The organism is Psychroflexus planctonicus, from assembly GCF_014640195.1.
In the GTDB taxonomy this organism is placed as follows: domain Bacteria; phylum Bacteroidota; class Bacteroidia; order Flavobacteriales; family Flavobacteriaceae; genus Psychroflexus; species Psychroflexus planctonicus.
Window position 1 is genome coordinate 1 of sequence record NZ_BMGM01000012.1, and the last position, 21,499, is coordinate 21,499.

Annotated in this window: 20 protein-coding genes; 7 read left to right on the forward strand and 13 right to left on the reverse strand. The window is 33.3% G+C overall.

Annotation, left to right across the window (positions count from 1 at the left end; translation table 11 throughout):
- Positions 1-410 precede the first annotated feature (410 nt).
- From IEV72_RS12050 to IEV72_RS12060, 3 genes are all read left to right on the forward strand, one after another.
- The gene (locus IEV72_RS12050; RefSeq protein ID WP_188459372.1) at positions 411-1,526 is read left to right on the forward strand and encodes a ligand-binding sensor domain-containing protein; all 1,116 of its coding nucleotides are present in this window, start codon (positions 411-413) and stop codon (positions 1,524-1,526) included.
- A 141-nt stretch (positions 1,527-1,667) separates the two neighbouring features.
- Complete coding sequence (locus tag IEV72_RS12055) at positions 1,668-2,729, forward strand: ligand-binding sensor domain-containing protein (protein WP_229731909.1); 1,062 nt, start codon at positions 1,668-1,670, stop codon at positions 2,727-2,729.
- Positions 2,730-3,134: 405 nt separating this feature from the next.
- Positions 3,135-3,695 carry an NUMOD4 domain-containing protein gene (locus IEV72_RS12060; RefSeq protein ID WP_188459374.1) on the forward strand — a complete coding sequence of 187 codons (561 nt, stop codon included), beginning with the start codon at positions 3,135-3,137 and terminating at the stop codon, positions 3,693-3,695.
- Positions 3,696-3,771: 76 nt separating this feature from the next.
- On the opposite strand, the gene IEV72_RS12065 is transcribed toward IEV72_RS12060, so the two are convergent.
- On the reverse strand, positions 3,772-4,200 hold the full coding sequence (locus IEV72_RS12065; protein ID WP_188459375.1) for an FKBP-type peptidyl-prolyl cis-trans isomerase: 429 nt from the start codon (positions 4,198-4,200) through the stop codon (positions 3,772-3,774).
- Positions 4,201-4,403: 203 nt separating this feature from the next.
- Here IEV72_RS12065 and IEV72_RS12070 point away from each other — a divergent pair, with 203 nt between their 5' ends.
- Positions 4,404-4,943, forward strand: a complete 540-nt coding sequence (locus IEV72_RS12070) for a 3-hydroxyanthranilate 3,4-dioxygenase (RefSeq protein WP_188459376.1) — start codon at positions 4,404-4,406, stop codon at positions 4,941-4,943.
- Between the two features lie 3 nt (positions 4,944-4,946).
- Positions 4,947-5,876 (forward strand): DUF58 domain-containing protein, encoded by a 930-nt coding sequence (locus IEV72_RS12075; protein ID WP_188459377.1) that lies wholly within the window; start codon positions 4,947-4,949, stop codon positions 5,874-5,876.
- Between the two features lie 489 nt (positions 5,877-6,365).
- Here IEV72_RS12075 and IEV72_RS12080 read toward each other — a convergent pair whose 3' ends face one another.
- The 7 genes from IEV72_RS12080 to IEV72_RS12110 are packed head-to-tail and all read right to left on the reverse strand — an operon-like array spanning position 6,366 to position 13,146.
- Positions 6,366-6,950, reverse strand: coding sequence for a non-canonical purine NTP diphosphatase (locus IEV72_RS12080; protein WP_188459378.1), 585 nt, complete (start codon positions 6,948-6,950; stop codon positions 6,366-6,368).
- A 5-nt stretch (positions 6,951-6,955) separates the two neighbouring features.
- Positions 6,956-8,287, reverse strand: coding sequence for a DUF58 domain-containing protein (locus IEV72_RS12085; RefSeq protein ID WP_188459379.1), 1,332 nt, complete (start codon positions 8,285-8,287; stop codon positions 6,956-6,958).
- Positions 8,288-8,289: 2 nt separating this feature from the next.
- On the reverse strand, positions 8,290-9,366 hold the full coding sequence (locus IEV72_RS12090; protein ID WP_188459471.1) for an AAA family ATPase: 1,077 nt from the start codon (positions 9,364-9,366) through the stop codon (positions 8,290-8,292).
- Between the two features lie 2 nt (positions 9,367-9,368).
- Positions 9,369-10,586, reverse strand: a complete 1,218-nt coding sequence (locus tag IEV72_RS12095; RefSeq protein ID WP_188459380.1) for a DUF4350 domain-containing protein — start codon at positions 10,584-10,586, stop codon at positions 9,369-9,371.
- The gene (locus IEV72_RS12100) at positions 10,579-11,322 is read right to left on the reverse strand and encodes a DUF4129 domain-containing protein (protein ID WP_188459381.1); all 744 of its coding nucleotides are present in this window, start codon (positions 11,320-11,322) and stop codon (positions 10,579-10,581) included. Before IEV72_RS12100 ends, IEV72_RS12095 begins: the two co-directional genes overlap by 8 nt.
- The gene (locus tag IEV72_RS12105; protein ID WP_188459382.1) at positions 11,322-12,194 is read right to left on the reverse strand and encodes a hypothetical protein; all 873 of its coding nucleotides are present in this window, start codon (positions 12,192-12,194) and stop codon (positions 11,322-11,324) included. Before IEV72_RS12105 ends, IEV72_RS12100 begins: the two co-directional genes overlap by 1 nt.
- A complete protein-coding gene (locus tag IEV72_RS12110) occupies positions 12,175-13,146 on the reverse strand; it encodes a stage II sporulation protein M (RefSeq protein ID WP_188459383.1) in 972 nt (323 codons plus the stop codon). Before IEV72_RS12110 ends, IEV72_RS12105 begins: the two co-directional genes overlap by 20 nt.
- Before the next feature lie 35 nt (positions 13,147-13,181).
- Here IEV72_RS12110 and IEV72_RS12115 point away from each other — a divergent pair, with 35 nt between their 5' ends.
- Positions 13,182-13,892, forward strand: a complete 711-nt coding sequence (locus IEV72_RS12115; RefSeq protein ID WP_188459384.1) for an RDD family protein — start codon at positions 13,182-13,184, stop codon at positions 13,890-13,892.
- 63 nt (positions 13,893-13,955) lie between these two features.
- Here the strand turns inward: IEV72_RS12115 and menA are convergent, their stop codons facing one another.
- The 5 genes from menA to IEV72_RS12140 all read right to left on the reverse strand — a co-directional run bounded on the left by menA (position 13,956) and on the right by IEV72_RS12140 (position 19,501).
- Positions 13,956-14,858, reverse strand: coding sequence for a 1,4-dihydroxy-2-naphthoate octaprenyltransferase (gene menA, locus IEV72_RS12120; protein WP_188459385.1), 903 nt, complete (start codon positions 14,856-14,858; stop codon positions 13,956-13,958).
- Positions 14,859-14,861: 3 nt separating this feature from the next.
- Positions 14,862-16,199 (reverse strand): adenylosuccinate lyase, encoded by a 1,338-nt coding sequence (gene purB / locus IEV72_RS12125; RefSeq protein WP_188459386.1) that lies wholly within the window; start codon positions 16,197-16,199, stop codon positions 14,862-14,864.
- A gap of 12 nt (positions 16,200-16,211) precedes the next feature.
- Positions 16,212-16,895: an SIR2 family NAD-dependent protein deacylase gene (locus IEV72_RS12130; protein ID WP_188459387.1), complete on the reverse strand. Its 684-nt coding sequence runs from the start codon at positions 16,893-16,895 to the stop codon at positions 16,212-16,214.
- A 10-nt stretch (positions 16,896-16,905) separates the two neighbouring features.
- A complete protein-coding gene (locus IEV72_RS12135; protein ID WP_188459388.1) occupies positions 16,906-17,673 on the reverse strand; it encodes a carboxypeptidase-like regulatory domain-containing protein in 768 nt (255 codons plus the stop codon).
- Positions 17,674-17,740: 67 nt separating this feature from the next.
- Positions 17,741-19,501: a DEAD/DEAH box helicase gene (locus tag IEV72_RS12140; RefSeq protein WP_188459389.1), complete on the reverse strand. Its 1,761-nt coding sequence runs from the start codon at positions 19,499-19,501 to the stop codon at positions 17,741-17,743.
- A 642-nt stretch (positions 19,502-20,143) separates the two neighbouring features.
- Here IEV72_RS12140 and hemN point away from each other — a divergent pair.
- Entirely contained in the window at positions 20,144-21,496 is a 1,353-nt protein-coding gene (hemN, locus tag IEV72_RS12145) for an oxygen-independent coproporphyrinogen III oxidase (RefSeq protein ID WP_188459390.1), read from the forward strand.
- The last annotated feature ends 3 nt before the right edge of the window (positions 21,497-21,499 follow it).

Consider the following 21,499-nt stretch of genomic DNA (forward strand, 5'->3'; position numbering starts at 1 on the left):
AAATAAATCAGTAGCAAGCTTAACTTTCCAACTACGCTTGTGTATGTCAATTCCAATAAATAACTTCGGTGTGGCAGTTTGTTCAGTGTTCATATCTTATAATTTTTAGTGAAATTTAAAGATACTGGACTTTCTGCTTTTTCATGGATGCTATAGTTTATGGCGGATTTTGTGCCAAACCCAAAGTTTTTGTAATTTTAAAAATGTAAAAACTTAACCTGCTTTTGCCGCAGGCAGGACGAAATCCCATTGCTACCGCACAAATCCTTTCGTGTGGTTGTATAAGTAAGTTAGGTGTTTGTGTTGTTGTTAGGTAGTTAGTTTTAATTATATTTAGGTTGTATTGTTTTATAGTTTATGAATATATTTACGTTTATAATAACTGCAGGTAACAAATATAAGCGAATAGCATGAATAACATTAAAAGCAAGATAATAATAAAAATGGGAAATCTGGTTTTGATTATTATAACACTTCAAATATTGGCTTGTACTGAACAAGTGAAAGAAAAGCACTCTGATGATAGTGTTAAAAATCAAGTTGAAAATCAAGTTTATAACCAACCTTTAATTTTTAAACAAAATACAACATTCCCTCAAATTCATACCAATTTAAATGGTATGGTTAGAGAATTTGTCAGAACAATGTATCAAGATACAAATGGCAACTATTGGTTTGGAACAAATGGAGATGGAATAATACGATACGATGGTAAAGTGCTAGAAAAAATGGAGATTGAGAGTAGCCATCCTCAAGTGAGAGTTCTAAAAATCGTAGAAGACAAGGCAGGTAATGTATGGTTTGGCACTTCTGATGGACTCCTAAAATACGATGGTAGAAAATTTTCACAAATAGAAGGATTACAAGGTGATGATGTAGAAGTCTGGAGCTTAACAATTGATAGAAACGGACTGATCTGGGTCGGAACAGTAGAAGGCGTAAGTCATTTTGACGGTGAAAAATTCACCCCCTTTTTATTACCAGAAACAAAGGTTGAGAATCCAGAACCTATATATTCAATAAACAGGGTGAGTAGTTTTTTAGAAGATAACGATGGAAATATGTGGATTAGTAAGGATGGTAATGGCATTTTCAAGTATAAGAACGGGAATTTCACCCAATTTACAAACCAGAATGGCCTTACAGAGAATAATGCAAATGCTTCCTTGTTAGATAAAAAAGGAAATATTTGGATTGGCTCATATTATGGAGGTGCAAGTAAGTTTGATGGAAATACGTTTAGAAACTTTACAAAAGATGGAATTATTGAAGGAATTGAAACTGGCAATTTTATTGAAGATAAGACAGGGAATATTTGGTTTACAGCAGAAAATGTAGGTGTTTATAAATATGATGGGGCAAAATTCACTTTATACACTACAGAAGATGGATTAACTTCAAATCTTGTGCTCAGCATTTTCGAAGATAATAGAGGCCAACTTTGGTTTGGTACTTGGCAAGGCTTATGTATTTTTGACGGTGAAAAATTCGTAAATGCGAATGAAAAAGAACCTTGGACGAGCTAAAGATAAGTGTTGCTAATAAAACCAATTAGCAATTGCGACCTACAGGATGCTAACTTTCATATACCAAAGCTTGTGCGTCATATAGAAAAAACCATAATGAACAGAAAAATAGAATCGATTTTCCTAATACTCATATTGATCTTGAACTTTTCTTGTACTGAAAAAAAATCAACAGAAAAGGAGATTAACCAAGCTCAATTGGTAGCCACTTCAAAAATGGACACTTTAAAATTCACTTCGGGAATACGAGCTATCTTTCAAGACAGCAAAGACAATTATTGGTTTGGAAGTCTAGAAGAAGGAGTTGCGGTTTATAATGGGAAATCATTCAACTATTTCACTAGCAATGAAGGACTTTCTGACAACCAAATCCACTCCATTCAAGAAGACAAAGAAGGAGTTATTTGGTTTGATACACAAACTGGAGTTAGCAGTTACGACGGCACAAGAATTAGTAATCGAACAAAAGCAAATAATGAAAATTATCAAAATGTTTCCCCAATTCAAACCATTGACTATGGGACAAGTGAATGGATGAAATCTGACAATGACTTATGGTTTGAAGCTGGAAATAAAGCTGGAGTTTATAGATACGATGGGCAACGATTACATTATTTAGAGTTTCCTCCTCAAAAAGCACTTAACACCTACGATAATTTATTTGCTGTAACTGATATTTCAAATGGCAAAGACAATATGATTTGGTTTAGCACATATGCAGCTGTTTTCGGCTACAATGGAAGTGATTTTACAATCATTAATGATGAAACATTAGGATTTGATAGAAAATTTGAAACTTTGCATACCCGAAGTATTTACGAAGATTCAAAAGGTGGGCTTTGGCTTGGGAATAACGGAATTGGCGTATTACTTAAAGAAGGTGATTCAATCGTAAATTTTTCAAAAAAGCATGGCTTGATTCACCCCAACAGCAAACGAAATGGAGAAAAATCACCCCAAGGCACACTAGAACACGTTTTTATAATCACTGAAGACAACAAAGGAAACATTTGGTTTGGAGACAGAGATGCTGGAATTTGGAAATTCGATGGTAAACAATTTGAAAATTATACCAAAAAAGATGGATTGGAAAATGATTTCGTTCTTTCAATTTACGAAGATGAAAATAGTGAATTATGGTTTGGAATGGCAGATGGAAATATATATACACACAATGGAAAGACTTTTGAAAAGCAATTTTAAGAAATACGAACGCTCAACAGCGCAAACAAAAATTCCAAAATTTGTGTTGAACCTTGCCATCACATGAAAGGCGATAATTTTGTGTTTTTAGATATTAGATAATTAAAAGTTTAATCAGCTTTTGCTGGTAGCCATCAGAAATATCTGAACTACCAACAAACTAGAATAAAATAAGCCCAATTTCTTCCTGCAATATAAAACATGGAAAAATATAGGGAACTAGCTTCAGTTTAAATCTATTTTGCTTCATACATATTCTTTAAGCTGTTTTTAATAAGTTCCAGTATCAATAATGTTCCTTACTTTATTTTAATTTTTGTAAATTCGTAATTTAATATTTATCTTTAATAAAAAGACTGTTTCAAACTTCAAAGAAACTTTTTAATTCTACATAAAATAAGTACAATGTTTAAAAAATATCCAGACGAAGAATGGAAAACCATTCAATTTGATGATAAGGTTTCAGAAAAAGAAAAGTATAAGGTATCAAATTACGGTCGAGTATTAAATTGCAAAGGAGAAAATGAATTTTTAGTAAAAGCAGCCTATATAAATGGATATCAACATTTGCCTGTAAGGCAAAAGAAAAATGGAAATTCAACTAGTAGATATGTGCATAAGTTAGTGGCTCAGCACTTTTTAGAGCAAAATGATGGTCAATATGTTATTCACAAAAACTACCACAAAAAAGACAATAGGGTAGTTAACCTAAAATGGGCTACTAAAAGCGAAAAAGAAATGCATCAATTTAGTAATCCTGAACACAAAATTAGTGTTAGCAAAAGAAAAGGCAGAGTAACAAATGCCAAATTAACCGAAACTAGAGTGAAGTTAATTAAGCGAAAACTAAAAGATCCTAACCGAAGAACACGATTAAAAATGATAGCTAAGCAATTTGGTATTTCTGAAATGCAGCTTCACCGAATTAAAACTGGTGAAAATTGGAGTTCAGTAACAGAATATTAATAATTTTTAGAAGCTTTTAAAACAAAAAACCCTGTTTGATCATCAAACAGGGTTTTTTAATTATAAACTTTAATGCTTATTTAATTTCAACAACTTCTAAGTCAAAAACTAAATCTTGTCCAGCTAAAGGATGGTTAGCATCAACAACAATATGGTCATCTTGCACTTCTGCAACACGCAGTTGGCGCTCAGTTCCGTCAGGATTTTGAGCAACTAAGCCCATTCCAACTTCTGGCTTAATTTCTTCTGGAAGCTGCGCTTTTTCAACTTTTTGAAAAAGTTCATCTACTTTTTCACCATATGCTTCTGCAACTGGAATGTTTACTGTTTTTTTCTCGTTAACTTTCATATCAACAACAGCGTTTTCAAATCCAGGAATCAACATCCCTTTTCCTAATGTGAATTCTAATGGCTCACGCTCTAGTGAACTATCAAAAACTTCACCTGAAGTTAATTTTCCTGTGTAATGTACTACTACTGTGTCGTTTTCTTTAACTTGACTCATAAAAAATAAATTTTAAAAAATTAATCAATCATTCGATCGAAATTCGCTGCAAAACTAGCATATATATATTGAAAACCAATTTCTTAGATGAAATTTATTGGCTTTTAGGTATATCTTAACATTTACAGCTTTCAAAAGAATTTCGAAAATCGATTAAGCTCATTTGTATTTAGTAATTTTACGTTTTACTTAAAATCTAAATTATGGCTATTCAGAAACCGTTTAACTTAAATAAGTGGATAGAAGAAAATAGAGCACTCTTAAAACCACCTGTTGGAAATAAAAATCTATATAAAGATGCTGGTGATTATATTGTAATGATTGTTGGCGGACCTAATGCTAGAAAAGATTATCATTACAACGAAACCGAAGAGCTATTTTACCAATTAGAAGGTGAAATTGAAGTACATGTGCAAGAAAATGGTAAAAAGAAAACCATGAAACTCAGCGCAGGCGACATGTACTTGCATCCTGCCAAAGTGCCTCATTCACCTGTTAGAAAACCCAATTCTATCGGTCTGGTAATTGAACGTAAACGAACTGATTTGCCTGGTAAAGACGGCTTATTGTGGTTTTGCGATAACTGCAACCATAAACTTCACGAAGTGTATTTTCCATTAAATGATATTGAAAAAGATTTTTTAAAACATTTTACACATTTTTATGGCAGTGAAGAATTGAGAACCTGCGATAATTGCGGAACCGTTATGCCTGTGGATAAACGTTTTACGGCAGAAGAATAACTTATGAATACAAAAACCAAAACCAATTCTTTTCCTACTTACGATTTTGGTAACTTGCCTTTGCTCGCCAATCAAATTGTGGAAGGCTTTATTTCAGGGATTCATAAAAGTCCCTTTCATGGCTTTTCAGCTGAATTTGCCGAACATAAAATTTACAATACGGGAGAAAGTACCAAACACATCGACTGGAAACTTTTTGCCAAAACCGATAAATTATACACTAAACGCTTCGAAGAAGAAACCAACATGCGTTGTCATTTTATTATAGACAGCTCAAGTTCTATGTTTTACCCTGAAACATCAGGAAACAATCAGTTGAATAAAATGGGTTTCTCCGTAATTGCTACTGCAGCTATTATGCAGATTTTGAAAAAACAACGCGATGCAGTAGGATTGAGTATTTACAATGAAAAAATCGATTTTTCTTGTAATGAAAAGGGAAGTGATCGGCATTTTAATATGATTTATAATGAATTGGAAAATCTTTTTCATTTGAAGCCTAAAGCTAAGAAAACCGAAACCTATACTTTTTTACATCAAATTGCTGAACAATTGAAGCGTAGATCGATGGTTGTGCTTTTTAGCGATATGCTTCAAGATACTGATGCACAAGAAGATGTTTTTGAAGCTTTACGACATTTAAAATACAACAAACATCAAATTGTACTTTTTCATGTAATTGATAAAGAACACGAAATAGATTTTAACTTCGACAATCAACCTAAGAAATTTGTTGATGTAGAAACGGGCGAGCATGTTCAGTTGTTTGCAGATCAAGTAAAAGAAGATTACCACAAAGCAGTTGATGCATATTTTAAAAAGCTTCAATTGAAATGTGCACAGTATAAAATCAACTACCAACAAGTCGATGTTCAACAAGGTTTTGATAAAGTACTCAGAAGTTTTCTGGCTGAAAAAATGGCAGTAAGATAGTTTTTAGGTTGCTATCTTTACTTAAATTTTAAGTATAGCAATAACATCTATGTCCAAATTACTATAAACCTGAGTTCGATTATTCTCACTTTGTCAAAACTGTTTTAAATAGTTAGGTACGAGCTTTTTTATGACGTAATATCTGGATATTGCGGAGTAAAAAAGTAAAGTAGATTGCTGTTTAAAACTGACTAATCTACTTCCTTCAATAAGAACATCCATTTACTGCGTTAATTTTTATCATGATAGCTTAGGCTATCCTTCAAAAAATTGCCTAGTAACTGAATATCCTTATTGATTTTGACTTTGTGATTATAATCGAACTCAGGTTATAATTAAAAAACTAATTGAGTTTATGTTTTTATGCCACTAATTCACTAATTCTTATTCGTGCATTAGTGTGAAAGCTATTTATAGATACCATGATCTTAATTTCTTGCTTCATATTTCAAAAAAATTATAAACTACAAATAACATAAAGCTGATTTTCTACTCCTGTAAAAACGAATAAAACTTTCTAAAAGCACGTCCACGATGACTAATTTCATTTTTTAAGTTGGCTGGCATTTCAGCAAAACTGAGTTCACTTTCCTCAGGTTTAAAAATGGGATCGTAGCCGAAACCTTTTTCACCTTGTTTTTTATCTAAAATTTCGCCTTTACAAACTCCTTCAAAAAATAGTGTTTCATCTTTAGTACGGTAGCAAATTACGGTTCTAAATTGTGCTTTTCTATTGGACTTGCCTTTCAGGTTATCCAATAGCTTTTGCATATTGGCTTCGCTGCTTTTTGCTTCGCCTGCATATCTTGCGCTAATAACGCCAGGTTCGCCTTGCAAAGCTTCAACTTCCAAACCAGTATCGTCTGCAAAACAGTTTTTTCCGTAATTATTGAAAACATAATCTGCTTTAATTTGTGCATTTTCAGTCAGGTTTTTGCCGTCTTCTATTATTTCTTCATGGCAACCTATATCGTCTAAACCTAAAATTTCGATATGCGAAGGAACCATGCTTTGTACTTCCTTTAATTTATTGAGGTTGTGCGTAGCAAATACAATTTGTGTTTTCTCTTTCATGTGTTTTACAATATTCCTTTCGCTTTGATTTCAAGATACTTATTGATGGTGTTGATGCTTAAATCTTTGGGTTTCGTTAAAATAGTTTGAATTCCGTTGTTTTTCAGTTCATCTACCATCAATCGTTTATCATACGCAAAACTTCCTGCGATGGTTTTTTCGTACACATCCCGAAGCTGGTTGGTTTGGATGTGTTGCAGTTTGTCCAATTCGGTGTTTTCAAAGAAAATAACTACCAGCATGTGTTTTTTAGCGATGGCCCTTAGGTAAGGCAATTCCCTTCGCATGGCGGCAATATGCTCGAAGTTGGTATACAACATCAGCAGACTACGCTGATTGATTTTTCGTTTTACATAAGTGTATAATTTACTAAAATCGCTGACCAAAAAATCGGTTTCAATATTGTACAATCGTTCTGAAATGACATTGAGATGTGTCTTTTTTTGTTGAGCAGCAATGATTTTTCCTATTTCATTTGAAAAATCCATCATTCCCACTTTGTCATTTTTCTTGAGCGCTACATTGCTAAAAGCCAAGGTTGAATTGATGGCATAATCCAACAAACTCAATCCTTCAAAAGGCATTTTCATCACTCTGCCTTTGTCTATTAAATTGTAGATGGGTTGCGACTTTTCATCTTGGTATTGATTCACCATCAAAGCGCGTTGTTTGGCGGTAGCTTTCCAATTGATGGTACGCACATCGTCTCCGACAACGTATTCTTTAATTTGTTCAAATTCTAAAGTGTGACCAATTCGTCTTATTTTTTTGAAACCGTATTCACTTAATTTGTTGCTTTGTGCTAAAAAGTCGTATTTTTTCATTTGTATAAACGAAGGGTAGACTTTCACCATTTGTTCATTAGCAAATTGGTAGCGTTTTTTTACCAAGGCAATTTTGGTGAAAGCATAGATATTCAAATTTCCAAAAACATATTCACCACGTTGCTTCGGAACCAATTGATAGCTATGCATACGCTCTTCTTTGGGAAGAATTTGCAAGGTGAGTTGAAAATCGCGCTTTTGAAATTGTACCGGAATTTCATCGATAATTTCCAGTTGAAGGCTTAATTTGGAACGATTTTCAATGCGAATTAAAATTTCATTTTCATCGGAATTCGAAAATTTATCGGCTGCAATACGTTTGGCTTTGATGTGCGAATTGCTAAATAACACAATGGCATCAACTACTACTAAAATGCAAAACCCAAATAAAAGCAAGCTGCTAGCTACAAATAAAAATTCAATCCAATTGGATAAAAGGAATAGAAATGCGATGCCAAACAAGGCATAAAAAAAGCGTTTGTGTAAGTAAAATCGTTTTATAAGTGCAATCAAAATTACCTTGGAATTTCTACTGTTTTTACAATCATATCAATTACATCTTCTGCCGTCATTCCTTCCATTTCTCTTTCGGGTGAAAGTACAACACGGTGGTTTAAAACAGGTTTTAAAGTGCGTTTAATGTCTTCTGGCGTTACAAAATCTCTTCCTTGAATGGCAGCAAATGCTTTTGAAGCATTCAAAATAGCAATGGAAGCTCGTGGCGAAGCACCTAACATTAAGTGTGGATGATTTCGGGTGTTGTGAACCAATTCTGCGATGTAGGAAAATATTTTTTCTTCCACTACAATTTCATTTAATTGAGCTTTGAATTCTAATAATAGGGTAGGAGACAAGACTGATTTTACCTGGTCTACTGGTAAGTGGCTTTTTCGAACATGATGCGATTGAATGATTTTTACTTCGCTTTCTAAATCGGGATAATCCAATTTAATTTTGAAGACAAATCGATCCAACTGCGCTTCGGGTAAAGCGTAAGTTCCTTCTTGCTCAATTGGATTTTGGGTGGCCAACACCATAAAAGGCGCTTTCATGGTATAGACTTCGCTGTCCATACTCACTTGCTTTTCTTCCATCACTTCAAAAAGCGCGGCTTGGGTTTTGGCGGGAGCACGGTTAATTTCATCAATTAAAACAATGTTCGAAAAAATCGGTCCTTTTTTGAATTCAAAATCGCGTTTTTCTTCATTGTAAATGGAAGTTCCCAACACATCACTTGGCATTAAGTCCGGCGTAAATTGAATACGGTTGAAATCGGTTTCAATGCTTTTTGCAAAAAGTCTGGCGGTAAGGGTTTTGGCAATTCCGGGAACACCTTCAATTAAAACGTGACCGTCTGCGAGTAAACCTACAATCAATTGTTCTAAAAATTCATCCTGACCAATGATGATTTCCTTTAGATTGGTTTTTAATTCATCTAAACTTTCTTTTAGTTTTTGAAGCGGAATCCTATTTTGAAAATCATCTACTTCTGTTGAAGGAGCCTGATTGGCTTCATTATTGGGTTCGTGATTTTCAGCTTGTATTTTTTGCTCGTTTGCTCTTTCTTCTGGTTTTTGTTCTTCGTTCTCCATCATTATTTTTTTATTTTACTTGCTAATTCGTCAAACTTCATCAAATCTTCTTTTGAAATTTCATTTCGCCGTTCAATATACTTAATGTGTTCAAATAAGTTCTTTATGAAACTTACTTCTTGAGCACTCTTTGAAGCTAATTCGGTATAAAATTTTTGGTTAATTTCTTTAGTTGAAACTTGATAATGCTTTCGAATATAATGCATTAATTGCTTAATTTGTTTGGTAGCGATATCTTTATGTGCTTTGTTTTCTAAAAACATATTGGCTACCGTTTTGGTATATTCATAAGTTTTATTAGCCAATGGTTCTCGAATTGGTATAGGTTTTTGCTTGCGTTTTCCCTGTACAAAAACAAAAATAATTGAAGCGAGAATAGCTACATAATAAGCCCATTTCAAAGCTCGATTTTGGGTTACATAATACAGTAAACTGTCAATGTTTTCTTTACCAGATTTGTAATACTGATCTATGTAAACTGGATTTTCCCAATTGATGTACTGTAATGCATTGGAGGTATACTTATAATTGTCTTGGTGTACAAAAAAATGATTTCCGAATGCTTCTGGAAAACTATGCAGCAGAAATTTACCTTCGCCAAAAGGTGCTTCAATAAAATTTATAAGTTCTTCTGCTTCATCTTGGTCTTCTTCATCTTTTGCTACTGGTTTTACATAGCCTAAAACACGTTGTTTAAGTGTATCTAATTCCGAAAAATAGTTGGCTTCATATTCTGTAACACTGGAATACAATTTTTCATCAAAAATAGGATTGACTAATCTTAATTTATTTTCATAAACAAATTGGTATTTAAACATAAATTGACTGATTTTTATGCCTAAGGTATCTTTCAATTTATTAGAAAAATCTAATGATGACATGAATACGGTATTTCCATTTTCAACCCATTTCAATAATTTATCTAAGCTTTCATCATCTAAATCTACATAATTATTGAAATACAAAATGCTTCCCTTATCGTGTATTTCTTTTTGTTGAAAAGCTTCATATGAAGAAGTTTCAATTTCAGTTATATTGGGATTATTTTCCATTTTCTCTTCAAAATGAAGATTGATGGCTTTAGCGCCTAAGGGAGTAGAAACTTTTTTGGAATAGTCTGGCGTCCAGTTTAACGGCATGGGTTTAGTAGCTTCCATGTAAATGCTAACTCCGATTGAAACAAGCAAAAGCAGCAAAATAAATTTGTAGTTTTTACTCATTTTTTTGGTTTATACGCTCATGAAGCTGGTTAAACAATTGGTTTATTTTTTGAAATTGAATTTCATTGACATCAAAACCGCCGTACCATGCAAAATTGTAGAAGTTGGTTGTTTGCTTAAAGGATTCTGCAAAAGGCTTAGCTTTTAATTCTTCGGCATAATCTGTATTGGTTTTTTCAAATTGATATTCGATTAATTCTAATTTATCTAATTTTTGTAGGGTTTGCAAATACCAATACCTAACTGCCAATCTGTAATTTCTGTTTTCCAGCGCTTCTGCTTTCAATTTAGCTAAATCTTTGGTTTTGACCAATTCTTCTTCATCTGAAAAGAAAATCTGATTTTTTTTAGTTTCAGCCAATACATTTTGCCCAGGATTGAGTTTGATAAACAACCAAAAAATGAAAATAACAACGCCAATTACAATAAGGTAAGGTAATATTTGAGTGAGTAAATACACAAAACTATCAGTTTGTATATCTCCAAAAATGGCTTGCATTAACTGATTCCATTTCTGGCTTAACCAGTTTGTAAAATCATCCCACCAACTTTCTTCAGTAAAGGATCTTTCGTAATCAAATTCAGATTTCTCTTTGATTTCTTGCATCAAACTTTCATCTACTATAAGTGTTTCTTCAATTGAAGATGTATCCAACTGCAAAGGGGTTTCTTCATCTTGCGCATGCAAGAAAAACAAATTGAATAAAGCGATGAAGATGAATAGTCTATGCTGCATTAATTGCTTCCTATGGTGTCAATTTCTTGTGCTGTTCCTGTTAAGTTTTGCTTTTCATTTAAATTGAAATAAATAAGTGCTGTTGCAATTATACTCACTAAAGCAAGCACATTTGTGCCAATATTTCCAATTGCAGTAAGCGTTAGCATAATCCAATCGGTTTCTAGTAAGTTATCGTAATTTACTGTAGAAGCATCTATGTTAGTAATCATGGTAAACATGGCATACAACATAACTGGTATTTGAAATATTCCAGAAGCTAAGCCTACAATAATAAAAATTACTAAAATTGTTCCTAAGGTTGGCCAGAAATGATCTCTTATTAATCCAAAAGCATCGGAGATACTTTCGCTTATGCTTTTATCTTCAAAAATTAAAATAGAATACATCAACGAAACTGGAACAATCATATAAAAAACAGGCAATACACATAAGATTATACTAATAATTAACATGATAGACGAAACGATTATAAGTCCAGTCATGCTCCAAAAACGCGATTTTATTTCAGATTTCACAAACTCAAGGTCTATCGTGTTTTTCAGTCGATAGGATTTCATACTTGCTAAGATAGATAAGTAGCTAACCACATAAAAAAACAACGTAGACAAAACTGAAAGTAAATACGGTAAGGAAGTAAAAAATTCAACTAAATCAAATCCTGTATTTATACCCAGTAAATTGTCACTAAATTCTTGTGCCGAAAATTGATAATATACACTTGCCGCAACAGAAATTATTAGCATGGGTAAAATAGTACTAATAAAAACTTGCGATAAGCCTGAGAAATTTTGTCTTATAAATGAAAAAGTATCTGTTATGGTTTCGCCTAAATCGCGTTCTTTTTCAAGTTTAATATTGGTTTGTTGCATGTTGTTTTTTGTTTAATTTATTTGGATAAATTACGTAATAATAAAGGATTAAAAAAAGTGAACTTACAATTATAAGAATGGCTAATGCATCTGGCATTTGAGTGTATCGCGTTACAAAACCTTCCAAGAATCCAGCAACTATAAAAAAAGGAACCGTGCTAATTACAATTTTCAAACCTGCTTTTACACCTCGAATAAAGGATTGAAGTCTGGAATAGGTTCCTGGAAAAAGCATTCCTTTTCCTACAACCAATCCAGCGCACGTGGCGATAATTATCACTGAAATTTCTATAGTTCCGTGTATCCAAATGGTTCTAGCAGATTCCCACAACAAACCTTGATCATGAAAGAAATATTGAAACGAACCAAGCATTACTCCATTTTGCATAGCAATAACAATGCTGCCCAAGCCAAATAATAAACCATAACCAAAGGCTATGAGTGCTACTCTAATATTATTAATGGTAATGCCTAAAAACATATCGGTTTGATTGGCTTCTTTGTATACTGCCATCGGGTCTCCAGCTTCAATGTTAGCTAAAGTCATGTTCACATAGTAATCACCCAGAATTAACCGCACAAAAGTATCGTCTACGGCGGCAGAATAGGCACCGATAATACTAAAAATTAAAAATATTGAAAAAGCCAAAAGTAATTGCGGATGGTATTTTTTAAATTCTAAAGGAAACTCTTGTAAGTAAAACTTATAAAATCTTCCTTTTGATTCTTTTTTGCTCTTGTAAATTTTTTGATGAGCTACAGATGCTAATTCATTTAAATAGCTAGAAGTCTCACTAGTTGGGTAAAAAGTTTGACTGTAACTCAAGTCGTCGGTAACATCTAAATACAGGTTTGATAATTCATCTGGAGAAAGTTTTGCATTATTTTGCAGAACACTTTCAAATTTTAGCCATTTGTTCTTATTTTGCTTAATAAATGCAGCTTCTCGCATAGATAGAGTTTAAAACATCAAATTTAAGACATTTCATGAATAAATTTAGCATACAAACCGCACAAAATATTACTATTCAACAACAAGTGGCAACGCTAACTCAACGTGGCTTTGCCTATTTAATAGATGGGTTAATTATTATTGCTTATGTAATTATTTACTTATTTATTGCCAATGCTGCGGGTATGGACGATTTTGAGTCTTGGGCTTTTAATCTCACTTTTTTCTTGCCTATTTTTTTGTATCATTTGTTATTTGAAATCTTCAACAACGGGCAAAGCATCGGGAAAAAAGCTTTTCAAATTCGTGTGGTTTGTTTAGACGGAAGCAAGCCTAAATTTTCCAATTATTTAATTCGTTGGTTAATTAGACCTATTGATTTTTTGTTTTCTTGGAGTGTAGCTATTGTATTTGTTTTGGCCACAGGGCGTGGTCAACGTTTGGGAGATTTAGCTGCTAAAACAACCGTAATTAGCGAGCAACGCAGAACAGGATTTACCAAAACGGTAGCTACTTATTTACCAGAAAATTATCAACCCAAATATCCGCAAGTCACTGTATTTTCTGATGAAGATATTCAAAAAACCAACCGTATTTTTAAGAAAGCAAAACACACGGCAAACCACAAGGTGATTTTGATGTTAAGCGATAAACTTTCAAAAGAAATGAAGGTAGAATTTGACGAAAAACCGATTGAGTTTGTCAACCGAATTTTAATGGATTATACTTATTTTGCTCAACAATAGGAAGTTGAGAAGCAAAATTGTTTCATGCTATTTTATACTTTACCTTGTGAAGTTTTATCTATTTTAAAATGCTACACTAACTATAATGTGAAGCAATGCAATGGCAAAAGTGCTAAGCGCTACTTTTTTTAATTCCGGATCGAGTAATTTTGGATTCTTGTTTTTTCTAACTTTTAGCAAATGAATAAACAAAGGAATAAATCCGATTAAACAAACATATTGTATAGAGTTATTAAGCAAGTATACATAAGTAACAAAACTTGCAAACGCAATAACTATAATAGAAAAATGATACAATTTTGCTTTGGCATTTCCCAACTTTACAACTAAGGTGTTTTTACCTGCTTTTAAATCACTTTCTTGGTCTCGCATATTATTTACATTCAGTACAGCGGTGCTTAACAAGCCAACACCAACAGCGGGTAAAATAATCAGGCTATCTAATTTTTGGCTGAACAAAAAATAGGTTCCGATTACGCTAACCAAACCAAAAAAAAGGAAGACAAAAAGATCTCCTAACCCACGATATCCATAAGCTGAATTGCCTACAGTGTATTTTATAGCTGCATAAATGGCCAATAAACCCAAAGCAATAAATGCCAAGGTATAAAGTAAATTTTCACTTCCAAACGAAACATAAATTAAACCTACAGCCAATGCAAAGGCAACGAAGCTACTTAAAATAATAGCTAGCTTCATTTGTTTATCACTGATGTTTCCACTTTGTAAGGCACGCATGGGACCAACACGATCTTGGTTATCTGTTCCTTTTACACCATCGCCATAATCGTTTGCAAAATTGGAAAGAATTTGTAAAACTAGCGTAGTAGCAATAGCCAAGATAAATATGGAAAAATTAAAATAATCGTTTAGCAAAGCATAAGCTGAGCCTACCATAATTCCAGAAACGGACAATGGTAAAGTGCGTAATCGAGCTGCAGAAATCCAGGCTTTAAACTTTGACATAAACTAAATTCCTGTGTAATTAAACGGAGTAATAGCCGAAAGTTCTAATTTTATTTCTTCACTAACTTCTAAAGTTGAGATAAAATCTTGAATAGATTTTTCAGTGATTCCGGTATTAATTCGGGTTAATTCTTTTAAAGCTTCATAGGGATTAGGGTAATTTTCTCTCCGCAAAATAGTTTGAATAGCTTCAGCAACAACAGCCCATTGAGCGTTTAAATCTTGCGTAATTTTCTCTTCGTTTAAGAGCAATTTGTTCAAACCTTTTAAAGTAGATTGAAAAGCTATCAGCGAATGTGCAAAAGGAACGCCTACGTTACGTAAAACAGTTGAATCTGTTAAATCGCGTTGCAATCTGCTAATTGGAAGCTTTTCAGATAAATGATTAAATACGGCGTTTGCCATTCCTAAGTTGCCTTCTGAATTTTCAAAATCAATAGGATTTACTTTGTGTGGCATAGCCGAAGAACCAATTTCCCCTTTTTTGATTTTTTGTTTGAAATAATCCATTGAAATATACGTCCAAAAATCACGATCTAAGTCGATTAATATGGTGTTGATGCGTTTTAGCGCATCAAAAAGCCCAGCTAAATGATCGTAATGTTCAATTTGTGTAGTAGGAAATGAATGATGAAGTCCTAATTTGTTTTCAACAAAATTGCTTGCAAAATTTTTCCAATCTACATGTGGATAAGCTACGTGATGTGCATTAAAGTTTCCAGTTGCTCCACCAAATTTAGCCGCCATAGGAATCTGTAACAATTGTATTTCTTGTTCTTCAATTCGTTTTACAAAAACTTCAATTTCTTTCCCGAGTCGGGTAGGAGATGCAGGTTGCCCATGGGTTCTAGCCAACATAGGAATGTGTTCCCATTCTGTTTTTAATTCAATTAATTTATCTTTTAATTCTTCTAAATTGGGCATGTACACTTCTTCAACTGCTTCTTTGATAGAAAGTGGAATGGAAGTATTGTTAATATCTTGAGAAGTCAATCCAAAATGAATAAATTCTTTGCTTTCTGTTAAACCAACTGCTTCAAATTTTTCTTTTAAAAAATATTCAACCGCTTTTACATCGTGATTGGTTACTTGTTCAATGCTTTTAATGTGTTGCGCATCTTCTTCAGAAAAATTCCGATAGATATTTCGAAGTTCTTCAAACACAATTTTTTCTACCTTTTGAAGCTGTGGAATATCAATTTCGCACAAGGCTATAAAATATTCTACTTCAACACGAACTCTGTATTTAATCAAGGCAAACTCACTAAAATAAGCTTGTAGGTTTTGGGTTTTACTTTGGTAGCGCCCGTCTATTGGAGAAATATTTAATAAGGCATTCATATTGGTAGACTTTTATGCGTGGGTTGATATTATTTTTTTAACAATTCTTGGAGTAGCTTTAGCTGCTTTTTCGGCAAATACATGCAAATTTTTGCTTGCTTCAACATTGGGGTTAGGGTCAATCAGGTAAATTTCTGCATCTACTGGTGCAAAATCAATTAATCCAGCGGCAGGATAGACTTGTAAGGATGTCCCAATAACTATTACTATATTAGCTTCACTAAAAATTTTTGTGGCTTCTTCTATTTTAGGAACGGCTTCACCAAACCATACAATATCAGGTCTTAGTTGGTTTCCATCTTTGGCTTTATCGCCAAGATTAATGTCTTTTTCCCATGGGTAAACTAAGTTATCGTTGTGTTCGCTTCTTGCTTTAAGCAATTCGCCATGTAAATGCAAAACATTTTTGTTGCCTGCTTTTTCGTGTAAATTATCTACGTTTTGGGTTACGATTTGTACATCAAAACGCGCTTGTAATTCAGTTAAAGCAAAATGCGCTGCATTGGGCTTTACTTCTAAAAGTTGCTTTCTGCGTAAGTTGTAAAATTGAAGGACGTTAGACGGGTTTTTTTTCCACCCTTGGGGAGATGCAACTTCCATTACATCATGACCTTCCCAAAGACCGTCGTTATCTCTAAAGGTTTTTATTCCGCTTTCCGCACTAATTCCTGCACCTGTTAAAACTGCAATTTTCATGCTGTAGAGTTTATCTATTAATAGCTTTATATTCTTCGTAGCAACCGCTTATGGCATCTAGAATTTGTAAATCGTTTGCTGTTTTTATAAATTCTCTAGAATAGTCGCAACGTTTTAAAATTTCTTCGATATCTGGTTTACTAATTCCTAAAACTGCGGCTAAGGTTTCTTGATCGTATTTATCTTGAAGGATATTTCTAATTTCATCATCATCTTTCATTTTACGAAGCTTTTTCATTTCCTGACCTTTCCTGCCAAAGGTTTTATACAAAAAATCAGCTGGATTAAAAACAGATTCTAAGGTTTTAGAAAAAGCAGATTTTTGATATTTACCACCTTCGTAACCATAATTTAAGCCAGAAATGCTGTATCTAAAATCATCATAAATAGGAATGTTCTTAGCGTCTATTTCTAAGAAACCGGTTAGTTTAATTTCTTTAACGGTTACTTCTTCTAAAGCAATAGCGGCTTCCGTCATTTTAATTTTAACTTCACCAAACTTCACCCAATCTTCTGTAATTTTAACTTGAATGGGTTTAAATCCTAGATATTGAAAAAATAGCGTATCGTTTACATGCGCCATTAAGGTAAAACGTCCTTTCTCATCGGTTATACTTCCTTTAACCCTTGTGGTATTTACAATATTTACACCATCTAAAGGAAGGTCGTTAGCAGCGTTGAGTACTTCACCAGATATCAGTTGTAATTCATCTTGATTTTGAGACCAAGATGAAAAACAAATTAAACTGATAAGTATGCTTGTTAAATATAATTTCATTCTAAAGGATAAAGAAATTGTTTATAAATTTAAACGAATTACTTTTGATAACTTCAGGATTTACTAATTATTTCTTTTTTGATCTTCTTCTGTTAAAAGAAGATTCAACATTGCTCTTCTTTCCTTTTCTGTGTCCAGAAAAGTTAGACTTTCCCGAGTCTCTACGTTTTCCAAATCCGCCTGATTTTTTTCGATCAGAACGATCTCGACCTCCGCCACCTCGACCACCTTTGTCTTTGGTGATTTCTACATTTACATTTCGACCTTGGTAGGTAAAACTTTCAAAGATTTCCATCACTTTAGGCTCATCTGATTTGGCTACATTAAAAAATGAAAAACTATCTTTAACATCTACTTTAGCAACGCCATCGCGATCCAATTGCAATTGTTCTTTTAAGAAATCTTTCAATTGCATCCAGTTGAAGCCATCTTTTTCTCCTAAATTAATGAAGAATCGGGTTTCATCTGAGCGTTCTCTGCTTTCGTAGTCGCTATCTCTTGCCGCAGGTTTGTTAATGGAATCTGCGTCTTTATAGTAATTGTAAAAGCGTGTAAATTCAACAGAGAAGAATTTCTTTATCAAATCTTCTTTAGATAAATCCATTAACTTTTCTTCCAATTTTGGAAGATACTCATCAATTTTATGATTTACTTCTGTGTCTTTTATTTGGTTTACCAAATGAAACAATTGCTTTTCGCAAATTACTTCACCTGTAGGTATTTCTTCTTCAGTAAATTTTTGGCCAATGATGCGCTCAATTTGTTTGATTTTACGCAGTTCAGATTTGGTTAAAATCACTAAAGATTTACCAGTTTTACCAGCTCTACCTGTTCTACCACTTCGGTGAGTATAAATCTCTACTTCGTCCGGCAATTGGTAGTTAATTACGTGCGTAATATCATCTACATCAATTCCACGTGCAGCAACATCGGTAGCCACTAAAATTTGGACTTGTTTGTTTCTAAAGCTTTTCATGACCATATCACGCTGGCTTTGGCTTAAATCGCCATGTAGTGCCGCTGCGTTATATCCGTCTTCAATTAAGCGTTCAGCTACTTTTTGGGTATCGCGTTTGGTTCTACAAAACACACAAGCATAAACTTCTGGGTTTACATCTACCAAACGCTTTAGTGCGTTGTAGCGATCTCTAGCAGAAACTAAAAAGTATTCGTGACTTACGCTTTTTGTACTTACGTTGCGTTGTCCAACCGTAATTTCTCTTGGGTTGTTCATGAACTTTTTAGCAATACTTGCTACTTCTTTAGGCATGGTTGCACTAAAAAGCCATGTTGATTTTTCTTTTGGACTATGCGATAAAATGTCGATGATGTCTTCGTAGAAGCCCATATTCAACATTTCGTCTGCTTCATCTAAAATACAATATGCTAATTTTGAAATGTCAATCATTCCGCGTTTCAGCATGTCTTTCATACGTCCAGGAGTGGCTACAATAATTTGCGCTCCTTTCTTTATTTGTTTTTCTTGGTCTGTAATGCTTGCTCCTCCATAAACGGCAACTGTTCTTAAACCTGGGCTGTATTTCCCATAGTGTTGAAACTCGTTGGTAATTTGTAAGCATAATTCCCTAGTCGGCGATAAAATTAATCCTTGCGTGAATTTCTCGTCAAAGTTAATTTTCTGAATAAGTGGAAATCCAAAAGCAGCAGTTTTTCCCGTTCCTGTTTGTGCTAAAGCCACCAAATCGGTTTCTTTTTCTAACAAAATAGGAATGGCTTGTGCTTGAACTTCGCTTGGCGACTCAAAGCCTAAGTCGCTAATGGCTTTCAATATGTTTTCTTGTAAGCCTAGTTCTGAAAAATTTGTCATAAAATAAAATAAGGTGCAAAGGTAGTCATTCTAACTCAGACCCTTCATTTATTTGTAGATTAAGTTTTTACATAGGTTGGATATGAGATATGAGAAGGTAGATATGAGATATTAGAAGTTAGATATTAGATATTAGATATTAGAAGTTAGAAGTTAGAAGTTTGAACTTCCCTAAATAGCATTGACCGTTTTGGTTCATATTCTAATTTACTTTATCATAAGTCTATTGGACATTTATCAGGATTCCTTTGCGTCGATTTATTTCTGCATAAGTAAGTGATCATTACTAAATACGAGCATCCCCTTGAGGGGATTTTAGGGGTGTTTCATTCATAATTAAAAATTGATAATGTAATCTTGATTTATAAAACAGCATACTTCGAACTCTAGTTAAAAGTGAGAAGTTAAATATTTGATATGAGAAGTTAGATATTAGAAGTTAGATATTAGAAGTTAGATATGAGAAGTTAGATATTAGAAGTTAGATATTAGAAGTTAGATATTAGAAGTTAGAATTGAGATATTTAATTATATTGAAACGATAACATATTACTTTGTGTAAGCTATCAAATTCCATTTTACTGACTGATGTCATTTCTAATGAAGCATTTGCGTTTTATTTTTGTAAGAAAGATATACTGGATGAAAGAATTAATTGCTAAATACAATGTAGCTGGACCAAGATATACAAGTTATCCTACCGTTCCATATTGGGAAGAAGAAAATTTTTCTCGTTGGGCTTGGATAACTTCTTTAACCGAAGCGGTTTCAGAAAACAAGCCGATTAGTCTTTATATTCATTTGCCTTTTTGTGAAAGTTTATGTACGTTTTGTGCTTGTAATAAGCGAATTACAAAACAACATTCAGTTGAGTCGCCTTATATTCAAGCGGTTTTAAAAGAATGGCGTTTGTATGTAGAGACATTGGGTTTTATGCCAATTATTGAAGAAATTCACTTAGGTGGTGGTACACCAACTTTTTTCTCACCTTTTAATTTGAAAAAGTTAATCGATGGAATTTTTGATTTAGCCTATAAAGCCAATACCTATGAATTTAGTTTTGAAGGACACCCAAACAACACTACAACTGCACATTTAGAAGAATTATATAATTTAGGCTTTACACGAGTAAGCTACGGAATACAAGATTACAACCCAACTGTTCAAAAAGCAATTAACCGTATTCAACCATTTGAAAATGTAAAAAACGCAACTGAAAAGGCACGTAAACTTGGATTTACTTCCATAGGGCATGATTTAATTTTCGGTCTGCCTTTTCAAACTATAGAAGATATTCAATTTAGTATTGAAAAAACAGTAGAGTTGAAGCCCGACCGAATTGCCTTTTATAGTTATGCGCATACGCCATGGATTAAAGGAAATGGTCAACGTGGCTTTAAAGATGAAGATTTACCTACTGCAGAAGTAAAAAGGAAACAATATGAATTTGGTAAATCGCTTTTAGAAGCCAATGGATATCAAGAAATAGGAATGGATCATTTTGCTCTTCCACAAGATCCGCTTTTTAAAGCCATGGAAGAAAAAACGCTCCATCGTAATTTTATGGGTTATACCACCACGCAAGCTAAGCAAATGATAGGTTTAGGAGTTTCTGCAATTAGCGATTCTTGGAATGCCTTTGCGCAAAATGAAAAAAAATTAGAAGATTATTATCGCCATCTAAGGAATAATCAGCTTCCTGTATTTAGAGGACACTTATTAGATAAAGAAGATTTAATTATCAGGCAACATATTTTAAATTTAATGTGTAAATTTGAAACTAGTTGGAGTAAAGATGATATGTTTAACATGCACATGGGAGATGTTATTATTGCACTTCAAGAAATGCAAAAAGACGGCTTAATTGAACTTTGCTCAAATCAAATTAAAGTTCATGAAGCTGGAAAAGCATTTATTAGAAATGTGTGTATGGCTTTTGACTTGCGTTTGAAAGCTAAAACACCTGATAAAAAGATTTTTTCAATGACCATTTAACTT

Excerpts from the sequence above, each read along its gene's own strand:
- IEV72_RS12050 (WP_188459372.1), top strand. The coding sequence starts at position 411 with ATGAATAACATTAAAAGCAAGATAATAATAAAAATGGGAAATCTGGTT.
- IEV72_RS12060 (WP_188459374.1), top strand. The coding sequence starts at position 3,135 with ATGTTTAAAAAATATCCAGACGAAGAATGGAAAACCATTCAATTTGAT.
- IEV72_RS12065 (WP_188459375.1), bottom strand. The coding sequence starts at position 4,200 with ATGAGTCAAGTTAAAGAAAACGACACAGTAGTAGTACATTACACAGGA.
- IEV72_RS12070 (WP_188459376.1), top strand. The coding sequence starts at position 4,404 with ATGGCTATTCAGAAACCGTTTAACTTAAATAAGTGGATAGAAGAAAAT.
- IEV72_RS12075 (WP_188459377.1), top strand. The coding sequence starts at position 4,947 with ATGAATACAAAAACCAAAACCAATTCTTTTCCTACTTACGATTTTGGT.
- IEV72_RS12080 (WP_188459378.1), bottom strand. The coding sequence starts at position 6,950 with ATGAAAGAGAAAACACAAATTGTATTTGCTACGCACAACCTCAATAAA.
- IEV72_RS12090 (WP_188459471.1), bottom strand. The coding sequence starts at position 9,366 with ATGGAGAACGAAGAACAAAAACCAGAAGAAAGAGCAAACGAGCAAAAA.
- IEV72_RS12095 (WP_188459380.1), bottom strand. The coding sequence starts at position 10,586 with ATGAGTAAAAACTACAAATTTATTTTGCTGCTTTTGCTTGTTTCAATC.
- IEV72_RS12100 (WP_188459381.1), bottom strand. The coding sequence starts at position 11,322 with ATGCAGCATAGACTATTCATCTTCATCGCTTTATTCAATTTGTTTTTC.
- IEV72_RS12105 (WP_188459382.1), bottom strand. The coding sequence starts at position 12,194 with ATGCAACAAACCAATATTAAACTTGAAAAAGAACGCGATTTAGGCGAA.
- IEV72_RS12110 (WP_188459383.1), bottom strand. The coding sequence starts at position 13,146 with ATGCGAGAAGCTGCATTTATTAAGCAAAATAAGAACAAATGGCTAAAA.
- IEV72_RS12115 (WP_188459384.1), top strand. The coding sequence starts at position 13,182 with ATGAATAAATTTAGCATACAAACCGCACAAAATATTACTATTCAACAA.
- menA (WP_188459385.1), bottom strand. The coding sequence starts at position 14,858 with ATGTCAAAGTTTAAAGCCTGGATTTCTGCAGCTCGATTACGCACTTTA.
- purB (WP_188459386.1), bottom strand. The coding sequence starts at position 16,199 with ATGAATGCCTTATTAAATATTTCTCCAATAGACGGGCGCTACCAAAGT.
- IEV72_RS12130 (WP_188459387.1), bottom strand. The coding sequence starts at position 16,895 with ATGAAAATTGCAGTTTTAACAGGTGCAGGAATTAGTGCGGAAAGCGGA.
- IEV72_RS12135 (WP_188459388.1), bottom strand. The coding sequence starts at position 17,673 with ATGAAATTATATTTAACAAGCATACTTATCAGTTTAATTTGTTTTTCA.
- IEV72_RS12140 (WP_188459389.1), bottom strand. The coding sequence starts at position 19,501 with ATGACAAATTTTTCAGAACTAGGCTTACAAGAAAACATATTGAAAGCC.
- hemN (WP_188459390.1), top strand. The coding sequence starts at position 20,144 with ATGAAAGAATTAATTGCTAAATACAATGTAGCTGGACCAAGATATACA.